Genomic DNA, 25,404 nt, shown 5'->3' on the forward strand with positions numbered 1-25,404 from the left:
GCGGACGGCCGAACGGAGCGCCCGCAGGGGGAGGGCTCCCTGCAACGCGGACGAAAGGAGGACGTGCAGATGTCCGTTTCTTCCCAGCTTCTGATACGTTTGAACAAGCTGTTTCCGCTCCCCGTTCACCCGTTCAACCTGGCGAACGACGGGACGATGAGCTACACCGAGTGGCAGTTCCAAAAAGGGGACCAGACGATCCAGTTTTTCCTCCCCTACCATTCGCAGGAGCAGATGTTCCGCGACAAGACGGTCCTGGACATCGGCTGCGGCGGCGGAGGCAAAACCTGCTACTACGCCACATTCGGTCCCAAGCAGATGATCGGCATTGACATCGTGCCCCATTACGCCGAGGAGGGAAACGCCTTCGCCCGCGAAAAAGGGCTGGCGGACCGGGTCGCGTTCATGACCGCGGACTCGGCCGAACTGCCGTTTGACGACAACACGTTCGACACGATCATCATGAACGACGCGATGGAGCACGTCGACCGGCCGGAGCAGACGCTGGACGAATGCTTCCGCGTGCTGAAGCCGGGCGGCCACTTGTACATCAACTTTCCGCCCTACTACCACCCGTACGGCGCCCATCTCTCCGACGCCATCGGGATTCCCTGGGTGCACGCGTTTTTCTCCGAGCAGGCGCTGATCGACGCCTACAAGCAGTTGGTTCGCCACCTGCCCGACGGCGAGGAACGGGTCTCCTTCCGCTTCGGTCAGGGGCCGGACGGCAAAGAGACCATTTCCTACATCAACCGGATGACGATCAAGCGCTTTCGCCGCATCCAGGAGGGCGTCCCCCATCCGGTTGTCTACCAGCGGGAAGTGCCGCTGCGCCCGGTCGTCTCCGGACTGGCCAAGCTGCCGTTCCTGCGCGAGTTTTTCGTCAAGATGGTAGTCTGTGTCTATCAAAAGCAAGCATAGCTGACCGCCAAGCGTGAAGCCGTCCCGGATTACGGGGCGGCTTTTTTGCCGGGGACAGGGCCGCGCCGGTCCGATCCGTCGAACAGACGAAAAGGGCTGTGCCGTAATCGGAGGTGTTCCGTTTACGGTACAGCCCTTGTTTGATGCCGACAGGCCGAGGTCAGCGGAAATCGGTCGGCGACTCTTTCCGGCGCAGCAGGTTCATCAGGCCGCGCAGCCGGTTGCCTCCGGGCAGCCACTCCAGCTCTTTTTCGTCGATCAGCGGAATGGCGAGCAGCATGCCCAGGTAGACGAGCATCCCCGTCCCGACCCCGATCACCGTTTCCGCCGCGCCCACCAGACGGGCTTTCCCATGCAGCAGGAAGCCGACCGCCTCCGTCGCGCCCCAGGCCAATACCAGCATCAGGTTGGCGACGAGCAGCGGATACAGCGTGTCAAAGCGCCACTGGAACTCCACCTTCACCAGCCGGTTGATCACCCGCATGTTCAAGGCGCAAACCAGGGCGGTGGCGCACAGCCAGGATACGGACAGCCCGTCCATGCCCATCAGGGAGGTGAACAGGATCGTCGTCCCGATCTTGGCCAGCACGCCCCACAAGAGGTGCAGCGCCGGCACTTTTTCCCGGCCCAGCCCCTGCAGAATGCCGTTGGTGGCCAACAGCAGGGAAAGCGGAATGGCGCTGACGCCCAAAATCGCCATCGCCCGGGTCCCCTCCACGTCGCCGTACAGCGCCAGGTTGGCCCCTTCGGCCACGGCGGTCAATCCCAGACCCGCCGGCAGGCCGATCAGCCAGGCAAAGCGCAGGGAGAGCTTAGTCAGCGTGGTGACCCGCTCCTCGTCGCGCTGCTGCCGCGCTTCGGCGATGGCGGGAACGATCGACAGGGCGATGGACGAGCCGAACAGGCTGGCCAACTGCAGGAGCGGGCCCCCACGGCTGTAGATGCCGAACCAGGTGTCGGCGGTCAGCCCGTCCACATGCCAGACGTAGCGGAAGATGTTGATCGCCAAAAACGAGTCGACGAGACTGAAGATCGGAATGACCAGCGCGCTGATGCAGATCGGCCAGGCGATGCGCCACATCGACAGGAAAAAGGCGCGGTCGTACCACCAGTCCAGCCGCTTCCACCCGCCCGCGGTCGCGAACGGCTGCTTGCGGTTGTGCCGCCACAGCAGGAAGGCGAGAAAGCCGAGGCTCAAAAACGTGCTGATCATCGTCCCGAAGTTGACGCCCGTGATCACCTGATCCGTATCCTCGCCCAGCGAGACGAGATAGAGCGAGGCGATCAGGATAAAGGCCACCCTCAGCGTCTGCTCCACGATCTGGGAGAGGCCGACGTAGAGCATTTTCTGATGCCCGTAGAAGAAGCCCCGGATCACCGCGATCAAGGGAACGAACAGCAGCGACAGCGAAATGGCCCGAATCGGTTCGATCAGATGCGGGTTGCCCATCATCCGGGCGATCAGGGGAGAACTCAGGTAGAGCAGGGCAAACAGGACGATCCCGATCCCGCCCATCAGCACCATGCTGCGGGCGAGAATCTGGCTGATCGCGGCCTGCTTTCCTTCCGCCAGCGCTTCGGCGATCACCCGGGAGAGGGCCACGGGGACGCCGGCTGTCGCCAGAATCAAGAAAGTGAGGTAGAGCGGGTATACCTCCTGATAGAGACCGAGCCCGTTGTCCCCCACGATTTCCTGCAGGGGGATGCGGTAAAACATCCCGATTACCTTGGACAAAATCCCGGCCACGGCGAGGATTAACGCCCCGGCGAGGAAATGACTTTTTTTGGCCATGGGAAACTCCTTTGCAACAGTGTCAAATCGAATCGTGTACCGCACAGCCGGTTTTCTTCGGAGGACGGCGGCCGTTTGCTTCGCACAAACGACAAAACGGACCGCGTCCGGCAAACCCTGCCGTCCCTCGCGAATAAACCCGCTGTGAATCCTCTCTCTATCCTACTAGGAAACCTCCCATCCGGCAAACAGGTATAGGGTCCCGATCCGGCAGTCATACTAATGGGAAAAGATTCCAAACATTGTTTGGAATCCGCCGCCGCGAAAGGAGCGACCCCCATGCCGCTGACAGGCACAATCATCCGCCGCGTGCACTGGCCGTTGATGGAACGGCTGAAACAGAACCGCACGCGGCAGTATCTGCACGAACTGCGAGAGGCGCAGCAGTTGTCGCCGCAGGCGCTCAGGGAACGGCAGGCCGACAAGCTGAGACGCCTGCTGGCCCACGCTGTCCGCCGCGTCCCCGCCTACACTGCATACGCATCCGACTGGGAGGCGGCAAACGACGACCCGTTCCGCTTCCTGGAGCGCCTTCCCGCGCTCAGCAAAGCCCGTTTCCGCGCGTCGTCGGACCAGTACCTGACCGACGGCGCGGACCCCTCCCGGCTGATCGCCAACCGGACCGGCGGCTCCACGGGAGAACCGACCCGTTTCTACCTGAACCGGCCGGCCGTGGAACGCTACGAAGCGGCCCGCTGGCTGGGGCTCTCCTGGCACGGCATTCGCATCGGCGACCCGTCTGTCATGATCTGGGGCTCGCCGCTGGAGCTCAACCAGCAGCAGGCCCGCCGGTTTCGCTTGAAAGAGCGCTGGTTGAAAAACCGGCTGATGATTCCCGCCTACGACCTGGACGAGCGGCGGCTGGACGAACACCTGCGGCTGATCCGCCGGTTCCGTCCCGTCTACCTGTACGGGTACGCGTCCGCCCTCCACCTGCTGGCCGAGATGATGCTGGCCCGCGGCGTCAGTCCGGGCGTGAAGCTGAAAGCGGTGGTATCCACGGCGGAGACGCTCCACGACTACCAGCGGCAAGCGATCGCCAAAGCGTTCCGGGCGCCCGTCGTCAACGAATACGGCGCCCGCGACGGCGGCATCATCGCCTACCAGTGTCCGGCCGGACGCATGCACGCCTTCAGCGAAAACTGCGTGCTGGAAGTGGTCGATCCCGCCAGCGGCCGCCCCCTTCCCCCCGGGGAGAGGGGCGCGCTTCTGGTCACCGACCTGCACAACACGGTCATGCCCCGGCTGCGCTACCAGTTGGGCGACGTCATCGCCCTCTCGTCGGACGGCTGCACCTGCGGCATCGGCTATCCGCTGCTCGCCGCCATCGACGGTCGGGAAGACGACATGTTTGTCACGCCTCACGGGACGTACGTGCACGGCCACTACTTCAACCACATCATGCGCAATCTGGACAGCTTCCGCACCTTTCAAATCGTCCAGCACAGGCCGGACATGTTCACGCTCAAACTGGTAAAAGAGCCGGATCGGTACGATCCGGCCGACGAAGCCCGGCTGTTGGGGGCCATTCGGGACAAACTGGGGGAAGTCAGCATCGAGGTATGCCATGTCGACCGGATTCCGCCGACGGCTTCCGGCAAGACCCGCTACGCCATTCGGGAATGTCCGCTTACCGGTTTTGTGCGGGAGTAGACCGTCTGCGCAGCTTTTGCACAAGCTCGACGACCAGCGGCTCGCGCAGCGCGGACAGCGCCGCAAAGTAAAGCAGCGCGCCGCCCGTCACGCCAAGCGGCAGGTAGAGCCACAGCGGCAGTGCGGACAGCCAGGCATCGGCCAGCAGGATCCCGCCGCTCATGACGCCGCAGGCGGCCAGCGTCCGCAGCGCGGTCCACACGAAGCTCCGGCTGACGGGCGCTCCCACTTTGCGCCAGAGCAGGCCAAACAGCAGCACCGCCTGGAAAAGGGCGGAAACCGCCGTCCCCAGGGCGATCCCCCCGTGTCCCAGCCAGGGGATCAGGAGCCAGTTGGCGCCAGCGTACACGGCGATCCCGATCACCCCGATCACGACCGGCGTTCGCGTGTTGTCCAGCGCGTAAAACGCCCGGGTGATCAGATCGCGGGCGGCCATCCCGTACAGCCCCAGGCCGTAAAAGGGCAGCGCCCAGGCGGTCAGCGCGACGGACAGCTCGCCGAATTCGCCGCGCTGGAACGCGAGCCGCACGATCGGATCGGCGTAGAGAATCAGACCCGCCGTCACCGGCAATAGCAGGATCAGCAGATACGCCAGCCCTTTTTGCAGAATCTGCTTCATCTGGTCCATCTCGCCCCGCTTCACGTGGCTGGCCAGCAGCGGAAACAGCGGCAGGGTAAACGCCCCGACGAATATTGCCATCGGCATCTGCACGATCTGGTTGGCGTTGGCCAGCGCGGATACGTTGCCTGGTCCCAAACCGTTGGCAAAGCCTCGCTCCAAAAACGTGGTCGCCTGGGACACCACAGCGCCGATCAGGATGGGCACCACCCGCTCCCCCATGCTGCGCAGCGCTTCATCCTCTTTCCATGCAAACGACAAGTGCTGGCGGTAGCCAAATCGGCGCAGCGTCGGCAGCATCGGCAGCATCGCCGCCAGGTAGCCGAGGGTGGTCGCCATGGCCAGTCCGTCGGGCCCGTAGAGCGGCACCAGCAGGTACATGCTGGCGATCACCAGAGCGCCGTTGGTCACCGTTCCCAGCGTCGGGGTAAAGAAGTGCTGGTGGGCGTTGCAGACGCTGGACCACAGGCCGGCGAGTCCGATGAACACGGCGGACGGCCACATCCACCGAAGCATGTCGGCCGTCATCTCCAGCGTGTTTTCCTGCGCTCCCATCAACCAGGCGATCTCCCGGGCAAAGACGACGCCCAGCACCGCCATCGCCAGAAACGCAGCGAACACGATGGTCAGCATCTTGTTGTACAGCGCTCCGGTCCGCTCCTCTTTTTCCATCAGCCCGCGCATGGTGGGAATCAACACGGCGTTGATCGCTCCCGGCACGACCAGAAACAGCGTCTGCGGAATCGTCACCGCAGTGTAAAAGGCGTCCGAAGCTTCGCTTGTGCCGTACAGGCTGTTAACATAGACGTTGCGGAAAAAGCCGAGAAGCCTCCCGATCAAAGTCAGTACGACGATCATCGAGGCAGTCTTGATTATGCTCATCGTTCGAATCTCCCATCTTTGCAAGACGCGCCCATCCTCTTAAAAAGCACACCTGTTATCATAGCGTATTTCTCGTTTTCCTACCAACCACTTTCCCCTCCGCCTTGCGACAGCATTCGCCCATTCATTATAATAGTGGGGTTAATCCCTGTGTAGGAGGATAAATAACGAGATGAGAGAGATCGTATGGAAGTGGGGAAGGCAGTCAGGCACCTGGCTCTATATCCTGCTGGCCTATCCCGTTATCGATTACGTCTTGCGAAAGATTTTGCCGATTCCAGTCGTTTCGTCGCTGTGGGATGACGGCCTGCTGCTCGTCCTCCTGCTGTTTACCTTTCTCGCCTATTGGAAAGGTACGCGGGACATGCCCGCCATCAAGCATACGTTTGCGGCGTTCATCGTCTACGGACTGGCCCTGACGGTGGCCGACATGGCCAACTGGGACGCCAGCGTGGAGGGCTTCCGCGCCGTCTACCAGTACATGATCGCCTTTTTCATCGGCTTTTACCTGCTGCGCGACACGGAGCAACTGGTCACGTTCCTGAAAGTGCTCGCGGCGGTCGGCTTTCTCGCCGCTGTCGTCGGTGTCATGCAGGTGGTGCTGGGCGTACAGACGCCGCAGTCGTGGGTGCAGGAAGGGGAAGCCGTCACGACGCGGGCGTTTTCGTTCGTCACCAGCCCCAACGTGCTGGGCAGCTACATGGCCCTGATCGCTCCCGTCGCGGTCGGGTTGGCCGTCACGACAGCGAACCGGAGAGAGCGCATCATCTGGTGGATCGTCGCGCTGACGACGCTGCTCGCCCTGCTGCTGACCAGTTCGCGCGGGGCCTGGATCGCGCTGGCTGTGGCGCTGTTTGTCTGCTGCTATCTGTGGAACAAGCGGCTGGCCGGCTATCTCATGCTCGCCGGCATCGTCGGCCTGATCGGCCTGTACTTCGTGCCGGAGTCGACTCCCCTGATCGGGAAGATTTCCAATCGCATCTTCACCCTGTTTACCCCCGAGTACCTCGAATCCAGCATGCAGGCCGGACGTCTGGACCGCTGGGGAGAGGCGTACGACAAGATGCGGCTGGAACCGCTGTTCGGGGTGGGGCTCGGCCATCACGGCGGCGCCGTCGGTTCCCGCCACTTCGGCACGATTTACACCGACAGCTACCTGTTTAAAAGCATCGCGGAGCTGGGCATCATCGGCGTCATCATGCTCATCGCGCTGATTGCCACGACGTTCCGCTACGCGGTCCGGCTCATCCGGGCACAGGCCGGAAAGCCGCCGTTCTTCCTGCTGCTGGGGCTGTTTGGCGGCCTGTTTGCCGTCGCCATGCACAACCTGGTGGAAAACATTTTCGAGGTGCCGTTCATGTCCCTCTACTTCTGGCTGTTTGGCGGCTTCCTGTGTGCACTGTACGCCGACCAAGCGAAAGAGAAAAGGTGGTGAGTCCATGCGCCGCAATGGTGTATTGTCTGCCGTGAACTGGGCACTGTACGCGATCGCCCTGTTCCTCATCTATCACATCCTGGTCAAACCGGCGTTCCTGGACCTCTCCTGGATCGCCCTGATCGTCTTTTTGCCGCTGCTCGGATTCTGCTATGTCCTGGTGCATCCGGACGAGCGGCGGCAGGTGGTCGTCTTTACGCTCGGCTTTTTGCTGTTGGACCGCGCCCTCGCTCACGTGGACGTCAAATCGCTCGTCGCCGTGGTGATCGGCGGAGCGGTGGCGATCGGAGTCGTGGCCCTGATTGCCAAATGGTACGGCCGCCTGAACTGGTCGGCCGTCGGCGCGCTGGTGCTGGTCGCCGTGCTGGCCAATGTCAGCTTCCACCGGGACAACCTGGCCGCGCTCAGTCACTTCACGCTGAAATATGAATCGGAACGCCTCTACAACGGAGCCTGGGTGGACTACTTCCCCGTCACCCTCTACGACGTGGACGGGGACGGCAAGCAGGAGATCATCACGTACGGCAACGCCGAGGAGATGCCCCTGCCGGAAGAGAAGCCGAAGAAGCCGGAGACGGAAGCAGAGCGGAAGGCGCTGGCCGACAAGCTCCTGCACCTGCAGGCCGAGCCCGTCTCCCTGTACGTGCTCACCTGGAAGGACGGAAAGCTGGTGCGCATGCCCAATGACCAGATCGCGCCGGAGACGATGGCAAAAATCAAGGAACAAATGCCGTCGGACTACCCGGGCTTCCCGTACTACACGATGAAGGACGGCCAACTGGTGCCGAACGTGCAGCGCCAATCCTACGCGGAAGCGATGCTGCAGGTGGGAACTGCGCCGTACCGCGCCCTGCTTTTGGACATGCAGAACATCGGGGACAGGCTGGCGGAAAACGGCGGCAGCATGGACACCCGCAGCGCGATGGGCGAGAAGTACCGCGACGTCTCCATCAAAGAAGGGCTTCTGAGCGGAACGTATGAAGGAAAGCCGTTCGCCGCCACCACCAAGGCGACCAAGCTGGTCGGCACGATGAAGCTGCCGGACGGTCGGGAGGGGCTCATCACCATGGGCGAACACCTCAGCGTCATGGCCGTGGAACCGGACGGCACCGCCGTGGAGGCGTACTCCCTGACGCGCAAGGAGATGCCGCTGGCGACCGCAGAATTCATCCCGGCCGACCTGGACAAGGACGGGGCCGACGAACTGCTGGTGGCCAACAGTCCGTCCTACATTCTGAAGGCGAAGCCGAACGGCACCTGGGAGATCCTCTGGGCGAGCGAGGAAGGCGACCGCAGCTTCCGCTTCACCAACTACGCCCCGGTCGGATCGAGCGGAGAACCGGAGATCGTCGCCATGGCGAAAAGCTGGGTGAGCACCACCGACACCCGCTACCTGGCCGGGTACCGCTACACGCCGGAAGGACTGGAGCAGACCTGGCGCATCTACCTGCCGCTCTTGAACGTGCAGGTGGGCGACATCGACGGCGACAAGGAGAACGAAATCGTCGCCACCATCTACGACAAGCACCGCCTCATCGTGTTCAAGCAACACAACGTGCCCGTCGTGCCGCTCGTCATCCTCGTGTTTGTCGGATTGATCGGCTACGGGATCGCAAGGAGGGTTCGCCATGCGTAAACGAACCGTGGGACTGCTCGCCCTGTCCGCTCTCGCTTCCGCCCTGCTTTTGACCGGCTGCACCTATGAGTCGGGGCCCAAGTCTTTCGCCACCACCAATTACGGCACGCCGTCGGAAAAGACGGCCCCGCAGCAGACGGAGTCGGCGAGCGAGTGGCTGAAGACGGCGCTGGAAAAAGCGAAAACGGACAAGGATGCACAGAAGTTCTGGTACAAGGGCTATGTCAAAAATTCCATCATGAGCCGCACCACGACCAGCATGTTTAACGGCGCCGTCGTGCAGCCGAACGGGTACAATGTGGATGCGCGGATCGCCCGCCAGGACTATCAGTATTACCGAATCGGAGACAAGCGGTACATCCGGGTCGGCGATGCCTGGATGACCGCTCGGGAAACCCCGCTGCCGTTTGACGTGCTGGCCGGTTTTGACGACTGGCTGCCGTTTATGGATCAGGCGGTGCAGTTAAACGAAGAGAAGGTGTACGGCACGGTCTGCGTCCCGTTCGAAGTGAAAATGACCGGCGCAGACTGGCTGGCGGCCAGCAAGAGCCCGCTGTTTGAGCCGCTGCGCAAGCAGTTGGCCGACCGCCCGGACATGGCGGCCGTGTTGCGGGATTCCACGATCAAGACCACCTTCTGGTTCGGCAAGGACGACCGGCTGATCCATCAATACGAGACCTGGATCATCCTGCCGATGCCGGAGGGGGGCACGATGGACCAGCAGGTGTTCTTCCAGTTTTACAAGTACAACGACCCGGGGATCGAGATCAAGGACCCGGAGGAAGTGGAAAAGTATCTGCTGTATTGAACAATCGCAAAGCAGCCGCCGGTGTTTCCGGCGAACAAAAAAGAGGCGACACCCATCGCCTCTTTTTTTTTTATGCCTCATTGGATTCCGCGCCGTCCCGTCACGTTGACGCGGTTCCCCGCGGCCACAGCGTCAGACTGTACAAGCAGCCGGCCAGGGAGACCCCCGCCATCCCCAGGTAGAGCGCGGAGCCTCCCAGGTGCTGAAACAGCCATCCCCCGGCTATCGACCCGACAATCCCCGAGACGCCGAAGAACAGAATGGCCAGCACGGTCTGCCCCGTCGCCTTCCACTCCTCGGGAATGATCCGGTACAGATACTGAATCGTGGCCGTATAAAACATAGCAAAGGTGATCCCCTGCATCACCTGCAGAAACACCACCCAGATTGGATCAGCCGCCACCGCGCACAGCGCGTAGCGGACGGCGTACAGGCCGGCCGTCAGGGTGATCCACTTGATTTCGCTGCCGGTTCGCAGCAGCCAGGCGCTGAGCGCGAAAAACGCCACCTCGCTGATGGCGGCGACGAACCAGGCCTGGCCGACCATTCCCGAGGTTCCGCCCAGACTTTGCACGAAGACGCCCAAAAAGCTGTCATTGGTGCGGTGCGGAATCGCCGCCACCAGGACGAGCAGGAAAAAGCGCAGCGTCGCCGGGTACGCAAAAAACCGGCGCAAGTCAGCAAAGGAAAGCCGCTTGCCGCTCGCCGGCGCGTCGGGCACGGCCAGACAGAAGGCGAACGCGAGCAGGCCGTACACTCCATACACCCAGGAGAGCCGCTCCATCCCCAGCCGGTCTACGGCAAACCCGACGATCAGCGATGCGGACGCGTACCCGATCGCGCCGAACGTCCGGATCGCCCCGAACGAGAGTCCGTGCTGCTCGGCGACGCGGTAGTTGAGGCTCTCCGTCAGCGGATCGGTCGGCAGCATGAACAGGTACATCGCCCCCACCAGGAGAAAGAACGCCGCCGGATGGACCGACTGAAACAGGGCGAAACCGACTGCTACGGAAATACCGAGCGTAAGCAGCACGATCTTCTTGATCGTCTTGTACCGGTCGCTCACCATGCCCCACAAGGGTTGGGACAGGATGCCGACAAACGAGCCCATTCCGATCAGGACCCCGATCTGTGCCGGCGACACGCCGCGAAACGTCAGGTACACGGGTAAAAACGAGATAAAGACGGCAAGCAGCGAAAAGTAGAAAAAGTTGTACGCCCGCAGAAACTGAACCGCCAGCATCGTTCGTCCCTCACCCGTTTCCGTCCGCTTGTCCGGCGAGGAGCGCGATGACCGCATCGTGTCCGTTTTCCCGCGCCAGATCAAGCGGCGTCAGGCCGTCTTCTTTTTGCGCCGCACGATCGGCTCCCCGTTCCAGCAGCAGGGTGACCATCCCCGCATCGCCCAGCATGGCCGCTTCGTGCAGGGCCGTCCAGCCGCCGCTCTGGACGGCGTTTACATCGGCCCCCCGCTCCAGCAGCAGTCTCGCCGCAGCCACCTGCCGATTGGCGACGGCCGCGTGCAGCGGCGTGTTTTCCATCCGGTTGCGGGAGCGCACCTCCGGATCGGCGCCGTGATCCAGCAGGACCAGCGCTGCCTCCAGATGGCCAAAGTAAGCGGCCAGGTGGAGCGCTGTCCAGCCGTCCTCGCTGTACGCCCCAGCCAGACTTCCGTCCGCAGCCAGACAGGCCTGCACGCTTTTCGCGTCGCCGTTCATTGCCGCCTGCATGATGTCCTCCCGTTTGCTCATCCACGTTCCCCCCGTTTTTTCGTTATTCCGTTCCGCCGTGCGCCCGCAGCAGCGCAGCCATTTCCGTCTGCCTCTTCTGCAGGGCGAGCCCAAGCGGCGTGACTCCCTGGCGGTTGCGGCTGTTTACGTCCGCTCCGCTCTTCAGCAGCCGCTCCGCCACGTGTGGCAGGCCGTGGGCCGCCGCGTGATGCCAGGGCGTCCAGCCCGCCGAATCGGCCGCCTCGGCATCCGCTCCGCTGTCCAGGAGCATCAGCGCGATCCCGCCGTGTCCGCCGGCCAAGGCGGCGTGCAGCGGCGTGTTTTCCATCCGGTTGCGGGAGACGGCGCGCACGTCCGCCCCGCGGTCGAGCAGCAGCCGGGCCGCGTCTTCCCTGCCGAAAAACGACGCGAGATGCAGCGGCGTCCATCCGTCGTGGCTGTAGGCGTTCACCTGCCGAGGCGCATCCGCAAGCAGCTTCTCCAGCGCCTTGACGTCGCCGACCGCCGCCGCTTCAAACAGGTTGAGCCGGACGCCTCTGTCGAGCAGCAGTTCCTTCACTTCCTCCGCGCCGTAATAAACCGCCAGCAGCAGCGGCGTATCCCCCGGCTGTTTTGCGTGCTCCTCCGCCAGACGCCCGTCCTGTTCCAGCAGCCGCGAGACCGTCTGCACGTCTTTCTGCTTGACCGCCTCCATGAACGCCTGCTTCATCTTTTGCACGCTGTCCGCTATCTCCTGCGCCTGGCGGAGCCACTCGCCCGACGCCTGCACGCCCGCCTTGATCAGCTGGCTGGCCGCTTCCGAGCGGCTTTGGAACAGCCCGGCCCGGACCAGGAGGTCGACCGCCTGCAGCATCTCGTCATCCAGGCGGACAGAGATCACATGGCTCCTTGCCCGTTTGGCAGAGTGTCTGCTCACGCTCCATCCTCCCTTGCCGCGTTGGGACCACAATGTAACTGCAATTACATGATTACATTACAATCCATTTCCTGATATTGTCAATCCAGAAAATAATTTCGCCGAACAGCGTCTCTTCGCAAGAAAAAACTCCGCACCCACTGGGTGCGGAGTCTGCTTTCGGTCATGGTCCGACCAATTCGTTCATCAATTCCGCCAGTTGGCGGGCCTGCTCGCGCCGTTCGTACGGCTTGACCCGTTCGGCAAAGTCGTCGTCACGTTCCGCCGCGCCGGCCGCTCCCTGCGCCTTCCACTCCCGGTACAGCTTCAGGAACGCCTGCTTGATGGCTTCCTTGTCTTCCGGGTCGGCCACTTGGCCCAGGCGGAACGTCTGGATGATCTGCGTCGCCTCCCCTGGCTTGTTCAGGGCGAGGATCGGCTTGCCGATGCCCATGTACTCGTACAGCTTGCCGGGGATGTACGCTCCGGCGTCCGGCGAAACGTCCCCGATCAGGAGGAGCGCGTCCGCTCCTTTCATCAGGCCGAGCGCCTGTTTGTGCGGCAGGTTGCCGAGCACGCGGACGACGTCGCCCAATCCCAACGCCTCCACGCAGTCCCGGTTTTCCGAATAACCCGGATAGTCAAACACGCCGGCAAAACTGAGCAGCAGGTCCTCGCGCTCCACGTCTCCCGCGTCGATCAGCTCGCGGATCGCCCGAAGCAGCAGGCGCGGGTTGCGCTTCTGGTACAAAATGCCGGCGTAGACGGCGTGAAACTTGCCGGGCGCGGCATGCTCCGGCGTGAGGCCGACGAAATCCGCCTGGTCAAAGCCGTTGTAGATCAGCTCCAGACGGCGAATGCGGCTGCCGTGTTTTTTGCGGAAGTTCTCGGCAAACGTGGCCGTCACCGTGGTAACGGCGTCAGCCTCCGCCATCACGCCGGCTTCCATGCGCTCCTCCAGCCGCTCCCGCCAGGCGATCCCCGACGAGTGCATGTTCTGCGTCCACGGATCGCGGAAATCGGCCACCCATTTCACCCCGAACTCGCGAGCGAGACGGCGGGCGACGAGGTGATTGGTCACCGGGCCGGAGGTGGAAAAGATCGCGTCGATCTTTTCCCGGCGCATGATCTCCCGCCCCAGCTTCAGCGCGTTGGGCAGCCAAAGGATCTGGTCGTCGGGAATCAACAGGTACGGTTTCACTTTTTTCAACAAACCGACCGCCTGCTGCTTGAGCGACGCTGCCAGCGAACGTCGGGCCGGAGCCGCCTCCGCCGCAGCAGCCGGGGCAACAGCCCCGCCCCGTCGCGGCAGCAAGGGCCACTCCTTGGCGCGGTGTATCGTGACGTCCGCCGGCACCTGCGCCAGCAGGGACGGGTCCAATGTGGCGTGGTAGACAGGGTCAACGGTCAGCACGTGCACGTTCCACCCAAACTCTCCCAGGTATTTGGCCATCTTTAACGGCCGCGGCACGCCTCCTCCGCCGATCGGCGGGAATATGTAACAGATGATCAACACACTGCGGGTCTTCATCGGGATACCTTCCTCGTTTTTGTCCATTCTCGTAATGCTCCTTCACCAAGATACCACATGTCCAGCGTTATTGCGAATCCACCGGTCATCTGCTATAGTGAGAATGGCTTTGTTTTTCGAATCAGGAAGAGATGATGTGTCTCATCGCGACGGCAGTTTGCAAGATTGGTTGAGGGGCCCCGCCCGGCGAAGCAAGGGACCCCGCTCGGCACAGCGTCAGCCATCGCCGAGTGGGTTGAGCGTATGCTATGGCCGGGTGGGTTTTCTTACAGGATCAGAATGGTTGCGCTTCCCGGTCCTACTTCCTGATCCTGCGGGAAAAACCACCTCTAACGAAGAACCAGCGTCTGCGAAATGGCTTCAATCAGAGGGTTTCCGGACAGGATCAGAATGGATGCGCTTCCCGGTCCTGCTTTTTGATCCCGGCAGAAAACTACCTCTACCGAAGAACGGGCTGATGTGAAATGACTTCGATAGAGGGTTTGTCATAAAGGTTTGGGTGGATTGTCATGAGCAAATTACGAGTCCTCCACGTCATCGGCGGGGGGGAATTTGGCGGAGCGGAACAGCATATTCTCAACCTGGTCACCTCCCTCCCGCAGGAAGCGGTGGACGTGGCGGTCGTCTGCTTTTACAACTCCCTGTTCGCCGACGAGCTGCGCAAGGCCGACGTCTCCGTCATCCCGCTGGACAGGTTCGGCCGCTTTGACGTGCGCCTGCTGAAGGCGCTGCGCGAGACGTTTCGCCGCTTTCAACCGGACATTGTACATACCCACGGCGTAAAAGCGAACTTTTTTTCCCGGTTGGCCGTACAGGGAACCGGCCCCGTACTGGTCACCACCGTGCACAGCCACCTCCGCTACGACTACGTCCATCCGCTGGCGTACGCCGCCGTCACGCTGATGGAACGGTCCACCCGCCGATGGAACCGTCACTTTGTGGCGATCAGCGGCGCACTTGCGGACATTTTGCGGCAGGAGGGTGTGCCCGACGACCGCATCAGCGTCATCTACAACGGCATGGACCTGGCCCCCTACCGGCAGACGCATCGGCGTGACGAGGACCGGAAGCGGCTGCGGGCGGAGTGGAACATTCCCGACGAGGCGTTTTTGTTCTCCACGGTCGCCCGGTTCGTCCCGGTGAAAGGGCTGCCGCTCCTGGTCGACGCGTTTGCCCGCCTGGCGCGGGACCACGGCGCAGAGGACGTCCGCCTCGTCATGGTGGGAGACGGTCCCGAGCGCGCGCTGCTGGAAACGAAGGTGCGCGAACACCGCCTGGAGGACAGGGTCCGGTTCGCCGGTTTCCGCCAGGACATCCCCGCCTGCCTGCATGCCTGTGACGCGTTTGTCCACTCCTCCCTCTACGAGGGACTGGGTTACACGCTGCTCGAAGCGATGGCCTCGGAAGTGCCGGTCATCGCCAGCAACGTCGGGGGCGTCAAGGAGTTCGTCAAGGACAGGGAAACCGGCCTGACGGTGGAACCGGGCGACGTCGAGCGGCTGACGCGGGCCATGCAGGAGCTGCGCCAATCGCCCGACCTGCGCGAAACACTCGTCCGCAACGCCCTGCGGACGGTGGAAGACACCTTCACCATCGAGCGCATGGCGGAACGCACCCTGGCGCTGTACCGCCGTCTGTTGTAAGCTGCCCGTTTGTCCCGAGATGAAAAGATCAAAGAACACACGGCCTGCTGGTATTATCCCCTCAAGGTAGACAGTAAAAAAAGAGTTCATGATATCATGGACTCATTACTGTTGACCGGAGGGGATTTTTCATGCCACCAAAGAAGGGACAGGTCTTTACTCGTTATAGCGAGGATACGAAGAAAGAGGCTGTTCGCTTGCGTTTGGAAGAGCAGTGGAGCTATCAGGAGATAAGAGAAAAGCTGGGAATTAAAAGTGATGCACAGATCATCAGTTGGGTACGTAAGCACCAGAGCGGAGAATCGTTTGAGGATTATCGTGGGCGTTGGAATAAGAAACACTTCAGTAGCCTTGAAGAGGAAAACGCCTATTTGAAAGCGCAGGTCGAATACCTAAAAAAGCTCAATCCGAATCTGCATGGGGAGGGAAGTTGGATCAGCAAGCCCGGTTTAGGACCATCGAAAAAATGAATCACAAGTATCCCATCATCATGCTGTGCAAGATTGCCGAAGTATCGCGGTCGGGTTATTACAAATGGAAAGCTGCCCGGGAATCTCGTAAAACCCGTATCGAGCAGGATACGAATGTAAAAGAGCACATCCTTGCTATTCATCGACTGCGACCTTATTTCGGCTACAAACGTATGCGTACGGCTTTACACAAAGAAGGGGTTTTGGTTAACCACAAAAAGGTGCGTAGGCTGATGCGTGAGCTGGGAATTCGTTCAGTTATCCGCAAGAAACGGCCATTTGCAGGTCGCAAACCATCCGTAGTCTTTCCGAATGTCCTCAACCGTGAATTTACAGCAGAAACCATTTTGAAGAAATTTGTGACTGACATTACCTATATTCGAATTGGTCATGATTTTGTCTATTTGTCGGTTATTTTAGACCTTTGTAACAAGGAAGTCGTAGCATGGGAGCTATCCGCGCGTAACGATCTCCAGCTCGTATTGGACACCGTAAAGCAACTGAACGCCAAAAACGCTATTCTCCATTCCGACCAAGGATTTCAATACACAACCAAATCGTACAGGGATCTACTCGAGGAGAAAGAACTTATGGGAAGCCATTCAAGACGCGGGAATTGCTTTGACAACGCATGTATCGAGTCGTTCTTTTCCCATCTGAAAACGGAAAAGCTTTACCTGGCGAAGCCAGATAGTGAAGCTGCGGCACGTAAATGTGTTGCTGAATATATCGACTACTATAACAATGAACGCTTCCAGAAAAAACTCGGCGACCTCTCCCCGGTTGAATATCGAGAAGCGATCGCCGCTTAGGTGATTCCTCTTTTTTTACTGTCTACTTGACGGGGCTATGACCATGCCGCCTTCCCGGCAGCCGTGTTTTTTTCTGCCTCTGTGAAGCGGTCCGCCGGCGTACAGGGTGTTGCCTCCGGCCGGACAATCTGCTTTCATAGAAGAGGAATGATTCAGAATCGTACGAGAAAGGATGGGCCCGATGAAACTGTTTCTCTCCGTCGACATGGAAGGAATCTCCGGCATTGTCGACACCAGCTACATCAATCCGAACGCCGGGGGTAACTACCAGCGCGGCCGCCAGTTCATGACGGACGACGCCAACGCCGTCATCGAAGCCGCCCTGGAGTGGGGCGCAACGGAAATCGTGGTGGCGGACAGCCACAATACCATGAACAACATCCTGTGGGAGTCGCTGCATCCCCAGGCGAAACTGGTGGCCGGCTCCCCCCGCGACTTCTCGATGATGCAGGGGTTGGACGAAAGCTTTGACGCCGCCCTCTTCATCGGCTACCACACGCGGCAGGGGGTGCCCGGCGTCCTCAGCCACACGATGTCAGGCTGTGTCCGCAACATGTACATCAACGGCCAGGTGGTGGGGGAATTCGGCTTCAATGCCGTCTACGCCGGTTTGTACGGCGTGCCCGTCTGCCTCGTGTCGGGGGACAACCTGATCGCGGAAGAGGCGAAAGCACTCATCCCTGACATTTGTACCGCCGTGGTCAAACAGGCGGTATCCCGCACAGCCGCCCTTTGTCTGTCCCGCGAGGAGGCGACCGCCGAACTGAAGCGGCAGACCAAGCTGGCGCTGTCCCGGGCCGCACAGATGGCGCCGCTGCGGGCCACGACCCCGCTGGAACTGGCCATCGAGTTCTCCCATGCCGGTCAGGCGGAGATGGCCGCCATCGTTCCCGGCACCCGGTACGAGAGGGAAAGCTGCACGGTACACTACACCGCCGCCGATCAGCACGACCTGTACAAAACGATGCGGGCGATGATCAACCTGGCGGGAACGGTCGAATTTTTCTAAGGCCGCTGCCCCATTTCCCCCAACAGCAAGGCAGGCACGCTTCCTCAGCGCGCCTGCCTGTTTGCCGTTCAATCCGCGCCGCTTGAGAAGCCAGCGGACGGAAAACGAGAAGACGGTGACGATGAACATCACGCGAAAGAGCTGAAAGGCGGTCACCAGAAGCGGGTCGGCACCGATCGCCAGGGCAGTCAGGCTCATTTCTGCGGCGCCGCCGGCCGCCGTCGCCAGCATGCCGGTAAGCAGGTCGATGCCCGTGGCATACGACAGCAGGAGGGCAAGCGCGAACGTCAGGGTGGTCAGCAGCAGAGACGCGGCCAGCGAAGGCACCAGCAGCCTGCGGTAGGTGCGAATCTCCTCCCGCCTGAATTCAATGCCGATCCCCGCCCCGATCAAAAGCTGAGCGCCTTTCACGACGAGGCCGGACAGGGCCGGCGTGCCCGTACCGGCAGTGCCGCCTGTCAACGAAAGCGCAAAGGACACCAGAGACGCCGTCAAAAGCGGCCCCAGGAAATACGGCGCCGGGATCTTCAAACGGGCGGCTGCCACCGCTCCCAGCGCCCCGGCGGCCAAATACACCGCCGCCTGCATCCAGCCGACCGTCTGACTCGCGGGTTGTACCGGCAGCAGGTTGGCCTTGTGGGACAGCGTCATCACGACGAACGGCGTCACGAACACAACCGTCACGATGCGAATGGAGTGAAACAGGGAAATAATCTGCAGATTCCCGCCCTGCTCCCTGCCGATCGTGGCCATCTCCGAGAGTCCGCCGGGGATGTTGCTGAAAATGGACGTGATCACGTCCACCTGGTACAGCTTGTGGATCGCCCAGGCCTGCATCAGGCCGAACAGGATGGTCACGATCGTGGCTGCCAGCATCATCCCGATGTGATCCGCCATGGCCCCCCAAATGTCCCGGGTAATCCGCATGCCCAGCGCGACGCCGACGATCACGAGGCCGATCCGGCGAAACCAGGAAGGCAGCCACAGTCTGTCACACCCCAGCATGACCGAACCGACGATTGCTGCCAGCGGTCCCAGCAGCCAGGGCAGCGGCAGACGAAGCAGGGAGAAAACGGCGCCCCCTGCCGCCGCGATCAGGATGGTGAAAAACGGCCGCAGCGCCATCATCGTTCCGCCGTTCCTTTCGCCTTTTTCACGCTTTTGTAGACCCTCTCCGGCCGTCCCACCGCCCCGTAGGAGAGGTCCGCGACCGCCTCTCCTGTGACAACCAGGTATTCCAGGTAGCGGCGTGCCGTCGAACGGCTCGTCCCCGTTGCCCTTCGCACCTGTTCGGTGGTGACTTCCCCCGCCTCGCTGAGACAGGCAGCCACTTTCTCCAGCGTGATCCTGTCGATTCCCTTGACCAGACCGCTATCCCTTCCGCCGTTGGGTCCCGCCGCGCGTATGAGCTCGTCAATTTCTTCCTGATTGATGTGCCCCCGCTCTGTTTGCAAGGCGCGCACCCTCTGCCGGAACTCCCGGTAGTTGGCAAGCGTTTGCTGCAAGCGCTCGAAGATCAGCGGCTTGGTGATGAAATCAAACACGCCGCAGCGGATCGCCTCCACCACCGTATCCACTTCCTTGGAGGCGGTCAGCATGATCACATCCGTCTCCGAACGCCGCTCCTTGATGACCGACAAAAAGTCCAAACCGTTCATGTCGGGAAAGTAAATGTCCAACAGCACCAGATCGGGCTGGAGAATGTCCAGTTGGTCCACGGCCTCCTGCTGGTTCGTGGCGATGCCAATGACCTGATACCCGCTCACCTTTTCCACGAAGCGCCGGTTCACTTCGGCGATCCGCACGTCGTCCTCGATGATCAACACCTGTATCATGGGCTCATCACTCCTCGCTTTCATGGCGTTCCCTTCCCCTCCTTGCTGCATCGGCTTCTTTTGGAATGACGACGGTAAAAATCGTTCCCCCGTCCGGATTGGGCGTGTGACTGACGTGTCCGTTCAACTGCTCGACAGCCTGTTTGACCAGGGCGAGGCCAAAGCCGTGATTTTTCTGCGCTTTCGTGGAAAACCCCAATTCGAACAAGCGGTCCGCGTGTTCGTCGGGAATGCCCGGCCCCCGGTCTTCCACCTCGAACAGCAGCACTTCCCCGATGTCGGTCAGAAAGACGTTCACTTCCCTGGCGAAAGCCCCCGGCGCCAAAACCGCCTCCAGGGCGTTATCGACAAGGTTTCCCATGATGGTAATCAGATGGTGGCGGTCAATCCACGCCGGAATGTCGCGGAAGCTGCTTTCCCGGTCGATTTCCAGCTTCACCTTCAGTTCGCTGGCCCGATTCAGCTTGCCGAGCAGCAGTCCGCCGATGATCGGATCCGGGATCTCCCGCATGATAAACCGGGTGTGATTCACATGGACATCCGTTTCCCGGGTAATAAACTCGATCGCTTCCCGGTACGACTCCAACTGGATCAGGCCGGAAATCAGGTACAGCTTGTTGGAATACTCATGGGTTTGCGCACGGAGCGCTTCCGCGTATTCCTTGACGCGGGACAGCTCTTCGATGACCCGGTACAGCTCCGATTTGTCGCGGAAGCTGGCCACGGCGCCGACAATCTGGTTGTGCGCGTCCAGAATGGGCACGCAGTTGACGACCAGCACATGACCGGCCATCCAGGTCTCCTGGTCGACGATCGCCCTGCCCGCCTTCAGGACCTCCAGCAGCCGGAAGCTGTCCAGAATCTCGTCCGCGGGTTTGCCCGTGATTTCCTTCGAGCTGTCCAATCCCAACAGCTGCAGCGCCGTCTGGTTCGCCATGGTAATCGTCCCGCTTGCGTTGACAGCCACGATCCCTTCCCGGATGGATTCCAGGATGGCCTGCTTCTCCTGGTAGAGCTGACCGATCTGGGACGGCTCCAGGCCGAAAATCGCCTGTTTCACGCTGCGGGCGATCCACAAGGTGCCGATCACGCCCAACGCGAGGGCGATCAACCCGATCGCGAAGATCTTATCCCGATAGGAATGGATGGTTTTTTGGACATCTTCCAGCAAAAACCCGACGGACACCACCCCGATGACCTGTCCCGCCTCGTTGAAAATGGGCGCCTTGCCTCGCAGAGCGGGCCCCAGGGAACCGGTCGTCTCCGAGACGATCGACTGGCCTGCAAAGACGGGCTGATTGTCGCCGCCCTGCATTTTCTTTCCGATCCGCTCCGGGATGGGGTGAGAGTAGCGGATTCCTTCCCGGTTTCCCACTGTCACAAAATCCGCATGGGTTTCCCGGCGAATTTTCTCCGCCAACGGGGCGATCGTCCTGGACGGATCGGAGTCGGAAAAAGCCCGTTTGATTTCCGGCATCGCTGCGACGGTTTCCGCGACATGGAGGGCGCGTGTGCCGATCTCCTTTTTCAGCGCGTTCGCCAGCATGTACTCAAAGGAACATCCCAGGATGGCGATCACGCACAACAGCAGCGTGCAGATCACCAGGATCAGTTTGCTTTGAAACCGCACGAAACCACCTCTCCCCTCAGTGTAGCAGATTCCGGCGCAATCTCAGCCGCAAAAACAGTGAAAATAGAGGCCGAAGGGGGCCTCTATCTGCTCGTGCGATTCTGTTTTCCTCAGGGATGAGCTAGAACGACATCACTCCCGTGAGAATGGCGAGCACCATCATCACCAGCGATGTGCCGCAGGCCCACTTCAGGATAAACCGGTGATTTTCCCCGTAATCGACCCCCACCATTCCGAGGAGCAGATACTGGGCCGCATAGAGCGGGCTCAAGACGTGCAGCGGCTGGCCCAGGATGGAGGCCCTGCCGATCTCCGCCGGATCGATGCCATAGCTGGCTGCCGCTTCGGCCAGGATCGGCACCACGCCGAAGTAGTAGGCATCGTTTGACATGAAATAGGTAAAGGGCAGGCTGGTAATTGCCACCAAAATCGGCATGTGCGTTCCCAGCGACTCGGGAATCAGGGAAACCAGCGTGTTGGACATCGCATCCACCATCTTGGTGCCGGTCAGGATGCCGGTAAAAATCCCGGCGGCAAAGACCATGGAAACGACGGTCAGCGCATTTCCGGCGTGAGCGGTGATCCGTTCCTTCTGCTCCTGCAGGTTGGGGTAGTTGATCACAAGAGCGGCTGCGCACGCGATCATGAACAGGACCGGAAGAGGCAGCCAATTCATCACCAGGCCGGTCATCAGGGCACAGGTCAGCAGCAGGTTGATCCACAGCCGTTTCGGACGCTTGAGCTGGTCGGCGGCCGCCGCCTGTTCGGCCATCGCCATCCGTTCGTCAGCGGCGTATTGAATCTCCGCCACGCCCAGCCGCTTCCGTTCCCGCATGCCCAGTATACAGGCCACCGCGATCACCCAGATCAGCCCGCCGACCATCGTGGGAATGAGCGGCGTAAACATTTCCGACGCATCCAGGTGCAGCACGCTCATCGCCCGTGCCGTCGGTCCGCCCCACGGCGTCATGTTCATGACCCCCATCGAGAGCATCGGCGTGACCGCCAGAATCAGCGGGTTCATGCCCAACCGTTTGTACAGCGGCAGCATCGCGGATACCGTAATCATGTAGGTCGTGGTCCCGTCTCCGTCCAGTGCCACCAACATCGACAGGACGGCGGTCCCCACCACAATCTTCAGCGGGTCTCCTTTGGCCAGTTTCAGAATTTTCGCGATCAGCGGATCAAACAGGCCCGCATCCATCATGATCCCGAAGTACAAAATGGCAAACAGCAGCATGATCCCCGTGGGAGCGATCTTGGTGATTCCCTCCAGCATCATCGATCCCATCTCCGCCCCGAACCCTCCGATCAGGGCAAAGAAAATGGGCACGACGATCAGGGCAACGAGCGCGGACAACCGCTTTGTCATGATCAGGTACAGAAAGACGGCCATCATCAGGAAGCCGAGCAAAGACAGCATGTTCGTTTCCCCCCAGAAAGAATACGCTTTCAAGAAAGTGTTTTCATTATAACAACAATATTTTGACGAGAATAGAAAACGAAAATAAACGATATAAACCGCATAACTCCCATTTTGTTCATTAAAGTAACCGATGCGAAAAACGCGTGATCATGCGGTTCACAACGGCAAAAAGGCTCCCGGACCGAACACGTCACGGGAGCCTTCTTCGATAGGGATCGCCACCCCAAAACCAAAAGTCCCCGGCCTGGGGACTTTTGACTTTTGCCGTTTGTCTTTCGTCAGATGCGCACCACGGTCATCCGGCTGTCGGTGTCCAGCGTGCGCGGAATACGGTTTTTCGTGTCAAACAGGATCGGCGACGGCGCCATCAGCTCGGCGGCGCGCTGCCAATCCAATTCGGCAAACTCCTTCTGTACGGCGGTCAGGAACAGCGCGTCGGCGCCGCGCAGCGCCTCTTCCAGGCTGTCCGTCTTGTGCTCGTAGCGGCTGGGCACCGCCGGGTCGTAGGAGCGTACCTCCACGCCTTTGGCCTGCAGCAGCGCGATCAGGTCGTGCACCGGGCTCACCCGGTCGTCGTTGGAGAAGTCCTTCATCGCCAGACCCAGCACAGCGACGCGGCTGCCCGCCAGCGTCCTGCCTTTTTGCCGCAGGGCCTGTTCCAGCATCCCGACCAGGACGGCCGGCACGCCGTCATTGGTGGTGCGGGCCAACTGCAGCAGGGGCAGGGAGACGCCCAGCTCTTTGGCCTTGGGCTGCAGGTAGTACAGCGCGTTGGGCAGGCAGAAGCCGCCTACGCCCGGCCCCGGGGTCAACAGGTTGACGCGCTTGTGGGTGTTGGCCACCTTGATCAGCTCAAAGGTATCGATCCCGAACGCCTCGGCGAAGCGGGCAAATTCCTGCACCATCGCGATGTTCACGTCGCGCTGGATGTTTTCGATCACTTTCGCGGTCTCGATCACGCGAATGTCAGAGATGGTGATCTCCGTTTCGCTGATGAAGGAAAGCAGCTCCTTGCCTTTCGCGGCGCTCTCCGCGTTGATTCCGCCGAGCACGAGCGGCATGTGGATGAACTCTTCAAACGCCCGCCCCTCGGCAATCCGCTCGGAGCAGTAGGTCAGGTAAAAGTCGCTGCCCGCCTTCAACCCGCTGGCTTCTTCCAGAATCGGCAGAATCACTTCTTCCGTCGTGCCGGGAACCACGGTGCTGCGAATCATCACCATGTCTCCCTTTTTCAGCACGCGCCCCAAGGTTTGGGCACAGCTTTTCAGCGGTCCCAGGTCCGGGTCCCCGTTGTGCACGGGCAGACCGACCGTCACGATGTAGTTGTTCACTTCCGCTGCCGCTTCTTCGTAGGACGTCGTCGCCCGGAAGCGGCCGGCGGCGATTTGCTCGCGGAGGATTTCCGGCAGCGTCTTGCCTTGATAGGATTCGAGATGGTGGGATTTGCCGGCGTTGATTTCTTCGACGACGTTCGGCATGACGTCCACGCCGACCACGCGGGCTCCTTTCATGGCGTACGTGAGCGCCAGCGGCAATCCGACGAATCCTAATCCGACAACAGCTACGCGTACAGGCTGAGTCATTGCAGATCTCCTCTTTCCCATTATCTGGTAAAGGTCCGCGCGGTCAGCGTGGCCTTTTCACATCAATCCGACAGGTACCATACCCCTGCCGCAAGAAACAACACACATAAGACGATGAGGACCTTGTACAAGGTTTCCAAGGTGACGCCTCCTCATGCAGACGGCTCGGCACCGTCTGCCAAAGCCTAATTATACTCCCCAATCGAAAATGGTTCAACGGAAGGTTCACGGCCGGGCAGGAGCGGACGCGTCCAGATGAACGGTCAACGGACCGGTCACGTACACCTGACAGCTCAACCGCATACCCGCCGCCACCGCCGCCTCTCCCAGGCGGTACCGCTCCGTGGGCGACGGGAGAGCAGCCGAACCAGCCGGAATGTCCATGCGGAGGCGGCAGGTGGTGCATTTTCCCGTCGTGCAGAAAAAGTCAATCGGCAGTCCGGCCTGAACCAGCGCCATCAGCAGGTTCTCTCCCCGCTTCAGGGAAAGTGGCTTTCGTTCCCCATCGTGCAGCACCGTCACGACGACATCATCCGTCCGGCTCATCTTGCATCCCCCGTTTCCTCTTCGCTTCACGAACGCTGGCGCACCACCGGTCCCATGCACATGCCCCCAGGCGAGGATGAGCGTGCCGCCCTTCGCTGCCCGCCGGCTGCGTCCGGCATGGGCCCTGCTCTGGTCACCTGGTCAGGCTGGCCCCGATCACGTAGGAAAACCCGATCGACAGCACCATGGCGGTAAAGCCGATCGCCCGGTTGTCCTTGGCGATTTCCTCATCAATCTTGTAGCTGGGCGTCATGAACTCAAAAATGAAGTAGCTGGTCAGCAGCAGGAAAAAGCCCAGCGTCCCCCAGATCAACGCCTGTCCGATCGAGTCGTGATGCTGGATGGAGTAGCGGAAAATGTTGGCGATGCCAAAGATTTTTCCGCCCGTCGCCATCGCGACGGAGACGTTTCCCCGCTTCAGCTCCTGCCACACGCGGTAGCGCGTGACCAGTTCAAACACGGACAAAAACACGATCATCGCCAGCCCGGTGACGGTGAAGTAAGCAACGGCGGCGAAGTATTTGTTGTGAAGCAAGTGTTCCATGCGG

The 25,404-nt window shown here is 60.9% G+C and carries 20 protein-coding genes and 1 pseudogene; 8 read left to right on the forward strand and 13 right to left on the reverse strand.

The annotated features are described in order from the left end of the window. The first annotated feature begins 39 nt into the window (after positions 1–39). Positions 40–921, forward strand: coding sequence for a class I SAM-dependent methyltransferase (locus tag A6764_RS17245; RefSeq protein WP_319800813.1), 882 nt, complete (start codon positions 40–42; stop codon positions 919–921). 160 nt (positions 922–1,081) lie between these two features. On the opposite strand, the gene A6764_RS17250 is transcribed toward A6764_RS17245, so the two are convergent. After that, positions 1,082–2,713, reverse strand: coding sequence for a putative polysaccharide biosynthesis protein (locus tag A6764_RS17250; protein ID WP_065068065.1), 1,632 nt, complete (start codon positions 2,711–2,713; stop codon positions 1,082–1,084). A 279-nt stretch (positions 2,714–2,992) separates the two neighbouring features. Between A6764_RS17250 and A6764_RS17255 the strand changes: the two genes are divergently transcribed. Next, the gene (locus A6764_RS17255; protein WP_264622295.1) at positions 2,993–4,366 is read left to right on the forward strand and encodes a phenylacetate--CoA ligase family protein; all 1,374 of its coding nucleotides are present in this window, start codon (positions 2,993–2,995) and stop codon (positions 4,364–4,366) included. Here the strand turns inward: A6764_RS17255 and murJ are convergent. Further along, positions 4,344–5,867 (reverse strand): murein biosynthesis integral membrane protein MurJ, encoded by a 1,524-nt coding sequence (murJ, locus tag A6764_RS17260; protein ID WP_264622296.1) that lies wholly within the window; start codon positions 5,865–5,867, stop codon positions 4,344–4,346. The genes A6764_RS17255 and murJ overlap by 23 nt on opposite strands. Positions 5,868–6,039: 172 nt before the next feature. Here murJ and A6764_RS17265 point away from each other — a divergent pair, with 172 nt between their 5' ends. The 3 genes from A6764_RS17265 to A6764_RS17275 are packed head-to-tail and all read left to right on the forward strand — an operon-like array spanning position 6,040 to position 9,746. After that, positions 6,040–7,302 (forward strand): O-antigen ligase family protein, encoded by a 1,263-nt coding sequence (locus A6764_RS17265; protein WP_065068063.1) that lies wholly within the window; start codon positions 6,040–6,042, stop codon positions 7,300–7,302. 4 nt (positions 7,303–7,306) lie between these two features. After that, a complete protein-coding gene (locus tag A6764_RS17270; RefSeq protein ID WP_065068062.1) occupies positions 7,307–8,938 on the forward strand; it encodes a hypothetical protein in 1,632 nt (543 codons plus the stop codon). Then, positions 8,931–9,746, forward strand: a complete 816-nt coding sequence (locus A6764_RS17275) for a hypothetical protein (protein WP_029097615.1) — start codon at positions 8,931–8,933, stop codon at positions 9,744–9,746. Before A6764_RS17270 ends, A6764_RS17275 begins: the two co-directional genes overlap by 8 nt. Before the next feature lie 100 nt (positions 9,747–9,846). On the opposite strand, the gene A6764_RS17280 is transcribed toward A6764_RS17275, so the two are convergent. The 4 genes from A6764_RS17280 to A6764_RS17295 all read right to left on the reverse strand — a co-directional run bounded on the left by A6764_RS17280 (position 9,847) and on the right by A6764_RS17295 (position 13,902). Continuing rightward, positions 9,847–11,046 (reverse strand): MFS transporter, encoded by a 1,200-nt coding sequence (locus tag A6764_RS17280; protein WP_255309766.1) that lies wholly within the window; start codon positions 11,044–11,046, stop codon positions 9,847–9,849. Continuing rightward, positions 11,000–11,497, reverse strand: coding sequence for an ankyrin repeat domain-containing protein (locus A6764_RS17285; RefSeq protein ID WP_264622297.1), 498 nt, complete (start codon positions 11,495–11,497; stop codon positions 11,000–11,002). The genes A6764_RS17280 and A6764_RS17285 overlap by 47 nt, the downstream gene beginning before the upstream one ends. A 22-nt stretch (positions 11,498–11,519) precedes the next feature. Further along, positions 11,520–12,392, reverse strand: a complete 873-nt coding sequence (locus A6764_RS17290; protein ID WP_264622298.1) for an ankyrin repeat domain-containing protein — start codon at positions 12,390–12,392, stop codon at positions 11,520–11,522. Between the two features lie 163 nt (positions 12,393–12,555). Then, positions 12,556–13,902: a glycosyltransferase family 4 protein gene (locus tag A6764_RS17295; protein WP_065068060.1), complete on the reverse strand. Its 1,347-nt coding sequence runs from the start codon at positions 13,900–13,902 to the stop codon at positions 12,556–12,558. A 509-nt stretch (positions 13,903–14,411) separates the two neighbouring features. On the opposite strand from A6764_RS17295, the gene A6764_RS17300 reads away from it, so the two are divergent. The 3 genes from A6764_RS17300 (at position 14,412) to A6764_RS17310 (ending at position 17,836) form a co-directional block, all read left to right on the forward strand. Next, positions 14,412–15,545: a glycosyltransferase gene (locus tag A6764_RS17300; RefSeq protein ID WP_065068059.1), complete on the forward strand. Its 1,134-nt coding sequence runs from the start codon at positions 14,412–14,414 to the stop codon at positions 15,543–15,545. A 131-nt stretch (positions 15,546–15,676) separates the two neighbouring features. After that, positions 15,677–16,827, forward strand: a protein-coding gene (locus A6764_RS17305) for an IS3 family transposase (RefSeq protein ID WP_085974924.1) whose coding sequence is annotated in 2 segments (ribosomal slippage) — positions 15,677–15,938 and positions 15,938–16,827 — 1,152 coding nt in all. Because the reading frame shifts where the segments join, the coding sequence is not laid out codon by codon here. A gap of 181 nt (positions 16,828–17,008) precedes the next feature. Beyond that, positions 17,009–17,836, forward strand: coding sequence for a M55 family metallopeptidase (locus A6764_RS17310; RefSeq protein WP_083989902.1), 828 nt, complete (start codon positions 17,009–17,011; stop codon positions 17,834–17,836). Positions 17,837–17,935: 99 nt separating this feature from the next. Here the strand turns inward: A6764_RS17310 and A6764_RS17315 are convergent. The 7 genes and pseudogenes from A6764_RS17315 to A6764_RS17345 form a co-directional block, all read right to left on the reverse strand. After that, a pseudogene (locus tag A6764_RS17315) lies at positions 17,936–18,964 on the reverse strand (AbrB family transcriptional regulator); the annotation flags it as partial. Further along, positions 18,961–19,671 carry a DUF977 family protein gene (locus tag A6764_RS17320; protein WP_065068057.1) on the reverse strand — a complete coding sequence of 237 codons (711 nt, stop codon included), beginning with the start codon at positions 19,669–19,671 and terminating at the stop codon, positions 18,961–18,963. The gene A6764_RS17320 and the pseudogene A6764_RS17315, both read right to left, overlap by 4 nt. A gap of 7 nt (positions 19,672–19,678) precedes the next feature. Next, on the reverse strand, positions 19,679–21,301 hold the full coding sequence (locus tag A6764_RS17325) for an ATP-binding protein (RefSeq protein ID WP_065068056.1): 1,623 nt from the start codon (positions 21,299–21,301) through the stop codon (positions 19,679–19,681). 121 nt (positions 21,302–21,422) lie between these two features. Beyond that, a complete protein-coding gene (locus A6764_RS17330) occupies positions 21,423–22,724 on the reverse strand; it encodes a CitMHS family transporter (protein ID WP_029097623.1) in 1,302 nt (433 codons plus the stop codon). 281 nt (positions 22,725–23,005) lie between these two features. Continuing rightward, positions 23,006–24,310, reverse strand: a complete 1,305-nt coding sequence (locus tag A6764_RS17335; RefSeq protein WP_029097624.1) for a nucleotide sugar dehydrogenase — start codon at positions 24,308–24,310, stop codon at positions 23,006–23,008. Positions 24,311–24,535: 225 nt separating this feature from the next. After that, positions 24,536–24,856, reverse strand: coding sequence for a 2Fe-2S iron-sulfur cluster-binding protein (locus A6764_RS17340; protein WP_029097625.1), 321 nt, complete (start codon positions 24,854–24,856; stop codon positions 24,536–24,538). A gap of 133 nt (positions 24,857–24,989) precedes the next feature. Beyond that, complete coding sequence (locus tag A6764_RS17345) at positions 24,990–25,400, reverse strand: DUF350 domain-containing protein (protein ID WP_029097626.1); 411 nt, start codon at positions 25,398–25,400, stop codon at positions 24,990–24,992. Positions 25,401–25,404: the final 4 nt, after the last annotated feature.

Origin of the sequence: Brevibacillus sp. WF146 (assembly GCF_001673705.2) — a bacterium.
In the GTDB taxonomy this organism is placed as follows: domain Bacteria; phylum Bacillota; class Bacilli; order Brevibacillales; family Brevibacillaceae; genus Brevibacillus; species Brevibacillus thermoruber.